The following is an 8,678-nucleotide window of genomic DNA, read 5'->3' on the forward strand; positions in this document are numbered from 1 at the left end:
CGCAAATCGCGGTAACACGATTCCCCGACGCCCCGACGGGGAAGACTGACCGGATGGCCGACCCCGAAACCGAAGCATTCGACAAGCTTGTGGCGCTGCTGAACTATCCGATGTTCGTCGTCACCACGCAGGCCAACGGGACCCCGGCCGGCTGCCTGGTGGGTTTCGCCAGCCAGGCCAGCATTCACCCGCCCCGCTTCCTGGTCGGCCTGTCGCAGCGCAACCACACCTTCCGCACGGCCCGCGACGCCACCCACCTGGCGGTGCACGTGTTCGACCACGATCACCTCGGCGTCGTGGAGCTCTTCGGCAGCCAGACCAGCGACAAAATCGACAAGTTCGCCCGCTGCTCCTGGCATTCGGGCCCCGACGGGATGCCCATCCTCGACGAGGCGGCCGCCTGGTTCGTCGGCGAGATCCTGGAGCGCTTCCCGCTGGGCGACCACGTCGGGCACCTGCTGGCGCCGGTCGGCGGCAGCCCGCCACAGGAGCTGGAAAGCTGGGTGTCGTTCGGCGACGTCCGCCAACTCGAACCCGGCCACGAGGCGTGAGGGTGGACCAGCCTCCCCGGGTCAGCACCGTCCCCAGCATCGTCGAACTCGCGCCCTTCTATGCCGATCCCCCGGATGGCCTGCGCGCCAACATGATCTTCAGCGCCGACGGCGCAGCCGCGTTCGGCGGGCGCGCCGGCCCCCTGTCGTGTCCCACCGATCAACGGCTGCTGAGAACCCTGCGCGGGCTGGCCGACGTCGTCCTGGTCGGGGCGGGCACCGCACGCGCCGAAAACTATGGCCCGGTGAAACTCACCGACGCGGCGCGGGCGAGGCGGCACCATGAGGGGCGATTCGAGCCCCCGCCCATCGCCGTCGTCAGCCGCAGCGGCGACCTGCCCGACCGGCTGTTCAGCGATCCCGCACAACCACCGATCCTGGTGACCTGCGCGCGAACCGCGGCGCGTTTCGCGGACGACGACCGGCTGCGCCTCCTGGTCGCCGGTGAGGACACCGTGGACGTGGCGCTGGCCGTCGCGATGCTGCGCGAGCAGGGCATGCGCCGCATCCTGTGCGAGGGTGGGCCGACCCTGCTCGACGAGCTGGTGGAGGCAGACGCCGTGACCGAACTGTGCGTCACGCTGGCCCCCAGACTCGCCGCGAGCCAGCCGGTGGGTTACCGCGTGCACCCGGCGCGGCTGACCGCGCCGGTCACGATGCGCCTGGCGCACGCGTTGGTCTGCGACGATTACCTGTTCCTGAAGTACAACCGCTGACCGGGGTGGGGTAAAAGCGCTCGGCATGCAGCCGGCGGCTTCGGTTCCTATGATGAAAATGCCCGGTTCTATCGCCTCCCGCGACACCACCTTCAGCTGATCGCTGTCCACGTTGCCGCTGCACATAGATAAGGATCACCGGCCAGGTGAGCAGTTCAGACCACGACCGTGACTATCGGAACCTGGCGGTGAACCGACTGCGCCCCAGCGAAATTCAATGGGCGCTGAACCACGATGCCGTGCACGGGATCGCGTATGCGTTTCGGAATCCGGTCGCGGTCGCCGAATCCCTCGAGGACCCGGACGACGACCGCCGGACGTATCTGGTCCGGGTCAAGCGTGACGACCTGGCCAACGCGCTGGAAAAGATCAACGAGTGGATCTTCGACAATCCCGGCCCGGCCGGCATGCAGGCCTATGGATTCGTCCGGGCGCTGTCGCGCGAGGGGCTCACCGACCGCGCCGCCGGGGATGACGACGCCCGTTAAGCGCGTCCCGTCGAATACGCCAACTCCACGCCCTACGTGTGGGACGGCGTCACGTCGGTGAACTATCAGGATCCGGCCTGGCTGACCAGGCTCACCGGATAGCCGAGTGATCCCGCGCGCGCCCGCGCCGGTGTTGTACTTTTCCTGCGGTGTGATCGACGGCCCACCCGCCGGTCTTGATGGGAGTCAGCGATGAGCGACGCGCAGGGCTCGCGGTCGGGGACGATGTTCGGGCCCTACCGCCTGAAGCGGTTGCTCGGCCGGGGTGGCATGGGTGAGGTCTACGAGGCCGAGCACACCGTCAAGCAGTGGACGGTGGCGCTGAAGCTGATGTCGCACACCTTCAGTCAGGATCCGGTGTTCCGCAAGCGCATGGAGCGCGAAGCCCGCATCACCGGCAGGCTGCTGGAGCCGCACGTCGTGCCGATTCACGACTACGGCGAGATCGACGGGCAGCTCTATCTGGAGATGCGCCTCGTCGAGGGCGCCGATCTGGACAGCCTGCTGGAACGGGATGGGCCGCTGGCCGCCCCGCGGGCGGTCGCCATCATCCACCAGGTGGCGTCGGCCCTGGACGCCGCGCATGCCGCCGGGGTCACCCACCGCGACGTCAAACCGCAGAACATCCTGATCACCGGGGAGGACTTCGCGTACCTCGCCGACTTCGGCATCGCCAGCGCCAAGACCGACGAGAAGCTCACCCAACTGGGCACGGCCGTCGGAACCTTGAAATACATGGCACCCGAACGCTTTTCGAGCGACGCACCGAGCGACTCTGCAAGCAACGACGTGAGTCCGCGCGCGGACGTGTACGCGCTGGCGTGCGTGCTGTACGAATCCCTCACGGGGACGCCGCCCTACGGCGCCGACAGCACCGGGGCGCTTATCAGCGCCCACCTGACGGCCCCGGTCCCCAAACCCAGCGCGCATGGCGTGAGCCCGGCGTTCGACGCGGTGATCGCGGGTGGCATGGCCAAGGATCCGGGCCAGCGCTACCCCACCGCCGGCGCCCTGGCGGCCGCCGCGAACACCGCACTGAGCAGCCCCGAACGCGAGTGCGCGGAGACGATCCTGCAGCGCAGCGACACCCCGGCGATCAGCCCGGCGGGCCCATCGCGCAGGCGTTCCCGTCGGCCGGTCCTGGCCGCCGCGGCCGCCGCGGCCGTCGTCGCCGCCGCCATCGGCGCCGCCGGTGTCTGGCTCGTGCTGCGGCCGACCAGCGAGCCCGCGCAGCGGGCCGGCACCGGGAAAACCGCGCCGCTGTCCGACGCCGCCGGAAGCGACGACCACGACCGCCTGATCAGTCTGCTGCCGCCGGGCTACCTGCCCGGGACGTGCACCGCGGCCACTCCTGAGTCGGGCAGCATCTGGGTGCACGCGGTGGCCATGGTCACCTGCGGGCAGAACACGCAACCCGGCGGCCCGAGCCGCGCCACCTACGGGCTGTTCGGAACGCCGGAGCGGCTCAAGAAGGCGTTCGACGACGCCGTCGGCAACGTCAGCGTGGTGAACTGCCCGGGCGAGGGGCGCTCGCCGGTCAGCTGGCACTACGACGAAACCCCGAACGACATGGCCGGGCTGATCGCGTGCGGCAGCTACAACAACCACCCGAACGTGATCTGGTCCAACGACGCGCGGCTGATGCTCAGCGACGTGGCCGGCGACCCGGCCACCGTCGAAGACCTGCACACGTGGTGGGACGCCTACGGCTGATCATCCGGCCTAGTCCGTTACCGGCGCCGAATCCTCTTGACGCTCAGCGTCTTCTACGGTCAGCGGCAACGCCAGCTCTTCCAGCGGGCGCCGCTCGGCGGCGACCCCCAGCCACAGTTCGACCAGCCCGGCCGCCGCCATCACCACCGCGCCGATCAGAAACGACCAGACGACCTCGGTGCGGTGGCCCGAGTTGATCAGCTGACCGAACAGCAGCGGGCCGGTGATGCCGCCGATCGCCGTCCCCATCGCGTAGAAGAACGCGATCGCCAACGCCCGCGTCTCCATCGGGAAGATCTCGCTCACGGTGAGATACGCCGCGCTGGCCCCGGCCGAGGCCAGGAAAAACGCGACGATCAGCACGCCGATGAAGGCCCACACACCGCCGGCCTGGGTGACGAACACCAGCGCCAGCACCACCACCGCGACACCGGAACCGATGTAGGTCAACGTGATCATCGGTTTGCGGCCGACGGTGTCGAACAGATGCCCGAGCACCAGCGGGCCGACGAAATTGCTCAGGGCCCAGAGCACGAAGAAGACCGGCACCATGCCCGACGGCACGGCGTAGAACTGGCTCAGCAGCGTGCCGAGGTTGAAGGTGACGCCGTTGTAGAGGAAGGCCTGCCCGATGAACAGCGCCAGCCCGAGCACCGCGCGGCGCGGGTAGAGCTTGAAGGCGACCGCGGCGATCTCCCGGAACGAAATCGCGGTGCGCTGACGGATCCGCAGCGGCTTTCCCTGCGGCTCGGGCAGCTGCTCGCCCGTCTCCTGCTCGACGGACTCCTCGATCTCGCCGACGATGTGCTCGGCCTCGTCGTCGCGGCCGTGAATGAACAGCCAGCGCGGGCTTTCCGGGACGTTGCGCCGCACCAACAGCACGAAGATGCCGAGGATCGCGCCGATGCCGAAGGCGAGGCGCCACCCGATGTCGGGCGGAAAGTTCCTGGTGTCCAACAGGATCAGCGCGCCGCCGGCGCCGGCGGCCGAACCCAGCCAATAGGTTCCGTTGATCACCAGGTCGACGCGGCCGCGCACCCGCGCCGGGATCAGCTCGTCGATGGCCGAATTGATGGCGGCGTATTCGCCGCCGATGCCCGAGCCGGTGAAGAAGCGGGTCAAGAAGAAATACCAGGGGGCGAACGCGAACGCGGTCGCCACGGTGGCGACCAAATAGATCGCAAGCGTGAGGATGAACAGGTTTCGCCGCCCGAAGCGGTCGGTGAGGTGACCGAAGAACAGCGCCCCCGAACACGCCCCGGCGATGTAGATCGCCGCCGCCATGCCGATCTGCGCGGGATTCAGCGCGATGCCGCTGTTGTGTTCCATGAGCCGGGCCGAGACGTTGCCGACCATGGTGACTTCGAGCCCGTCGAGCACCCACACGCCGCCGAGGCCGACCACGACGCGCCAATGAAACCGTGACCACGGCAGCCGGTCCAGCCGGGCGGGCACCTGCGTCGCGATGGTCTTGGTCTGCGCGCTCGCACTCACGGGCGTCTCCGTTCTGGTTGGAGCGGCGTCAGCCGCGATCGGAGCGGGACTCCTCGGGCGTCCAGGCCTGCGGCTGCCCCGGGTGGCCGGGGAAGAGGAAATCGATGAAAGCCGCTGCGGTGGGCTGGGGTTCGTGGTTGGCCAGGCCGGGCCGCTCGTTGGCTTCGATGAACGCATAGTCGGCGCCCGTGACGTCGGGCACCAGCAGGTCGATGCCGGTCACCGGGATGCCGATCGCCTCGGCCGCGGTCACCGCGACCCGGCACAGTTCGCTGTTCACCTGCGCGGTGACGTCGTGGATGGTGCCGCCCTGATGCAGGTTCGCGGTGCGACGCACCCGTAACCGGGTGCCCTGGGGCAGCAGGTCGTCGAGATCCCAACCCGCCTCGGCGACAGTCGATTCCGTGAGGTCGTCGAGCGGGATGCGGGACTCGCCGCCGGTGGCCGCCGCGCGCCGCCGGCTCTCGGCCGCGATCAGGTCCCGCACGCTGTGCTCCCCCGTGCCGATGACCTCCGGGGGCATGCGCAGCGCGGCGGCGACGACGCGGCCGTCGATCACCACGAGGCGAAGGTCGTCGCCGGTCACCCGCTGCTCGATGAGCACGTCCGGGTATTGCTTGCGGGCGCGCGCCAGGGCGGCGGACAGATCGTCGGGCCCGTTGTCGGGAACGACCCCGACCGTGATGCCCTTGCCCTGTTCGCCCCGCGTCGGTTTGACGACGACCTCGCCGACCTCTTTGAGGAACGCGAAGTCGCTTTCGTCGAACGTCGCCAGGCGCGCGCGGGGCACGGTGATGCCCGCCTCGGAGACCAGGCGCCGGGTCAACCGCTTGTCGTCGCAGCGGCACATGGCGACCGCCGAGGTGTATTCGGATAGCGATTCACGGGTGATGACGCTGCGGCCGCCGTGGGTGAGCCGCATCTCGCCGGTCTCGGCGTCGAGCACCTCGACCCAGATCCCGCGGCGCAGCGCCTCGTCGGCGATGATCCGGGCATACGGGTTGAGGTCGTCGACGGTCTCCGGCGGCGGACTGAACAGCGGCTCGTTGATCGCGTTCTTGCGCTTGATCGCCAGCACCGGGACGCGGCGGAAGCCCAGCTTCTCGTACAGGCCGATGGCGGCGGCGTTGTCGTGGGCCACCGACAGGTCCATGTAGGCGCGGCCCGCGTCGCGGAAGTGCTCGGCCAGGGCCCGGGTCAGGGCCGCGCCGACCCCGGGGAGCCCGGCGGCCGGGTCGACGGCCAGCGTCCACAGGCTCGACCCTTCCTCCGGGTCGTTGAACAGCAACTCGTGGTCGACGCCGGTGACGGTGCCGACCACGGCGCCGTCCTCGTCGCGCACCGCGAGCAGATACTTCACCGCCGGCACATGCTGATGGTTGTCCCAGATCACGTCGACCCCGGCCGGGACCATGCCGCAGCGCACGTACACGCGGTTCATGGCGTCGGCGTCGATCGGGTCGTTGAGCGTGCGCACCGTCACGCCCAGCGGCGACGGCGGCGAGTTCTTCTTCTTGCCGGTGAAACGCAGCCGGTAGGTGTGGCTGGGGTCGATGAACAGCTCGGTCGGCGCCTCGGCGACCACGACGTGGGATTCGCGGGCGTAGATGCAGATGTCGCGGCGGCCGGGCCCTTCGCGGCGCAGCGCCTCGACCAGCTGCTGGGAGTCGGCGAACGTCTGCCCGAAAATGAGTCGGCCCCAACCCAATTCGAGCTCGACGTCTTTCGCCATCGCGTCGACCAGCTCCGGCGGCGAGGCGTCGTGGAGGCCGAGGGTGATCGCCTCGGTGTGGTCGCCGGACGGATCGACCACGGTCATGCAACCGGCCCCGTGATCCCGTGGCGCTGCAACCACAGCTCGAGCAGGGCGATCTGCCAGAGCTCGTTGCCGCGCAGCGGGGTCAGTTTGGCGTTGGGATTGGCGAGCAGGGTGTCGACCGCGTCCGCCCGAAACAGGCCGCGCTCCTTGGCAACTGGCGCATAGAGCGCGTCGCGCACCATGTCGAGGTAGGGCCCCTCGAGGTGGGTCAGCGCCGGAACCGGGAAGTAGCCCTTCGGCCGGTCGATGACCTCCGACGGAATCACCCGTCGCGCAGCCTGTTTGAGGACGCCCTTGCCTTCGTGGGCGATCTTGAGCTCCGGCGGGCAGGTGGCCGCCAGCTCCACCAACTCGTGGTCGAGGAACGGAACCCGGCCCTCCAGCCCCCACGCCATCGTCATGTTGTCGACCCGCTTCACCGGGTCGTCGATCAGCATCACGGTGGTATCGAGCCGCAGCGCGCGGTCCACGCCCGTCTCGGCGCCGGCCTGCGCGAAGTGCTCGGTGACGAACCGGCCGCTGGGGTCACCGGGCGCCATGATGCCCGGTCCCAGCAGGCCGGCCAGCTCGGCCGAATCGCGGTCGAAGAAGGCGCCGCGGTATTCGGCGACCGCACCGTCGAGCGTTGCGGCGGCCGGTGAGCCCATCGGCGGGTACCAGTGGTAGCCGGCGAACACCTCGTCGGCGCCTTGGCCGGACTGCACGACCTTGACGTGGCGCGCGACTTCCTGGCTGAGCAGGTAGAAGGCGACGCAGTCGTGGCTGACCATCGGCTCGCTCATCGCGCCGATGGCCCCGTCGAGGGCGGGCAGCATCCGGTCGGTCTCGATGCGGATCTGGTGATGGTCGGTCTCGAAGCGCTGGGCGACGATGTCGGAGTACTGGAACTCGTCGCCCTTGACGCCGCCGGCCGACTCGAAGCCGATCGAGAAGGTGGACAGCCCATGCTGGCCGGCCTCGGCGAGCAGGCCCACGATCAGGCTGGAGTCGACGCCACCGGACAGCAGGCAGCCGACCGGCACGTCGGCGACCAGGCGGCGCTGGACCGCCAGGCGCAGCGTGGACAGCACGGCGTCTTCCCAGTCGCGTTCCGACCAATCCGCGCGGTCGGCGTGCCGGGTGAAATCGGGCGTCCAGTAGGTGGTGACGGTGCGCCTGCCGTCGGGCTCGATCGCGATCAGCGAGGCGGGCGGCACCTTGCGCACCCCGCGCAGGATGGTGGCCGGGGCGGGCACGACCGAGTGGAAGCTCATGTAGTGGTGCAGCGCGACGGGGTCGATGCGGGTGTCCACGCCGCCGCCGGCCAGCAGGGCCGGCAGGGTCGAGGCGAACCGAACCCGGTGGCTGTCCTCGGTCAGGTAGAGGGGCTTGATGCCGAGCCGGTCACGCCCGAGCAGCACCCGCCCGCTGTCGCGCTCGACGATGGCGAAGGCGAACATGCCGAACAGGTGGCTGACGAAGTCGTCGCCCCACCGGTGGTAGGCCTTGATCAGGACTTCGGTGTCGCTGTGCGAGAAGAAGCGGTAGCCGTACCCGCTGAGTTCGCTGCGCAACTCCTTGTAGTTGTAGATGCAGCCGTTCCAGGCAATCGACAGGCCCAGCTCGGAGTCGACCATCGGCTGCGAGCCGGCTTCGGTCAGGTCGATGATCTTGAGGCGGCGGTGACCGAGCGCGACCCGGCCCTGCGACCAGGCGCCGCCGCTATCCGGGCCCCGCGGCGCCAGTACGGTGGCCATCGCTGAGACCGCCGCTACATCGGGCGCCCGCCCGTCGAGTCGTACCTCCCCGGTGACTCCGCACACCTCTTCGACCCTACCGTTGCCCGATTCGGCGCGCGCGTGCCGTCCACCAAAAGCGCTGCAACACCCCGTCTACGCCCACGATCAACGTGTGGTGA

Annotated in this window: 7 protein-coding genes; 4 read left to right on the forward strand and 3 right to left on the reverse strand. The window is 69.4% G+C overall.

Going from position 1 to position 8,678, the window contains the following annotated elements; all coding sequences use genetic code 11:
* Positions 1-53 precede the first annotated feature (53 nt).
* From G6N26_RS05355 to G6N26_RS05370, 4 genes are all read left to right on the forward strand, one after another.
* Positions 54-551, forward strand: coding sequence for a flavin reductase family protein (locus G6N26_RS05355; protein WP_067165868.1), 498 nt, complete (start codon positions 54-56; stop codon positions 549-551).
* A 2-nt stretch (positions 552-553) separates the two neighbouring features.
* Positions 554-1,267 (forward strand): pyrimidine reductase family protein, encoded by a 714-nt coding sequence (locus G6N26_RS05360; protein ID WP_067165865.1) that lies wholly within the window; start codon positions 554-556, stop codon positions 1,265-1,267.
* 146 nt (positions 1,268-1,413) lie between these two features.
* Positions 1,414-1,755, forward strand: coding sequence for a hypothetical protein (locus G6N26_RS05365; protein WP_067165862.1), 342 nt, complete (start codon positions 1,414-1,416; stop codon positions 1,753-1,755).
* A 192-nt stretch (positions 1,756-1,947) separates the two neighbouring features.
* On the forward strand, positions 1,948-3,468 hold the full coding sequence (locus tag G6N26_RS05370) for a serine/threonine-protein kinase (RefSeq protein ID WP_083018672.1): 1,521 nt from the start codon (positions 1,948-1,950) through the stop codon (positions 3,466-3,468).
* 9 nt (positions 3,469-3,477) lie between these two features.
* Here G6N26_RS05370 and G6N26_RS05375 read toward each other — a convergent pair whose 3' ends face one another.
* Genes G6N26_RS05375 through G6N26_RS05385 form a run of 3 tightly spaced genes read right to left on the reverse strand, consistent with a single transcriptional unit; the run spans position 3,478 to position 8,583 of the window.
* Complete coding sequence (locus G6N26_RS05375) at positions 3,478-4,962, reverse strand: MFS transporter (protein ID WP_083018674.1); 1,485 nt, start codon at positions 4,960-4,962, stop codon at positions 3,478-3,480.
* A gap of 28 nt (positions 4,963-4,990) precedes the next feature.
* Positions 4,991-6,781 (reverse strand): N-acetylglutaminylglutamine synthetase, encoded by a 1,791-nt coding sequence (gene ngg / locus G6N26_RS05380; protein WP_067165852.1) that lies wholly within the window; start codon positions 6,779-6,781, stop codon positions 4,991-4,993.
* Positions 6,778-8,583 carry an N-acetylglutaminylglutamine amidotransferase gene (locus G6N26_RS05385; protein ID WP_067165847.1) on the reverse strand — a complete coding sequence of 602 codons (1,806 nt, stop codon included), beginning with the start codon at positions 8,581-8,583 and terminating at the stop codon, positions 6,778-6,780. Before G6N26_RS05385 ends, ngg begins: the two co-directional genes overlap by 4 nt.
* Positions 8,584-8,678 lie beyond the last annotated feature (95 nt).

It is taken from the genome of Mycobacterium marseillense (assembly GCF_010731675.1).
Lineage (GTDB): Bacteria > Actinomycetota > Actinomycetes > Mycobacteriales > Mycobacteriaceae > Mycobacterium > Mycobacterium marseillense.

Excerpts from the sequence above, each read along its gene's own strand:
- ngg (WP_067165852.1), bottom strand. The coding sequence starts at position 6,781 with ATGACCGTGGTCGATCCGTCCGGCGACCACACCGAGGCGATCACCCTC.
- G6N26_RS05355 (WP_067165868.1), top strand. The coding sequence starts at position 54 with ATGGCCGACCCCGAAACCGAAGCATTCGACAAGCTTGTGGCGCTGCTG.
- G6N26_RS05370 (WP_083018672.1), top strand. The coding sequence starts at position 1,948 with ATGAGCGACGCGCAGGGCTCGCGGTCGGGGACGATGTTCGGGCCCTAC.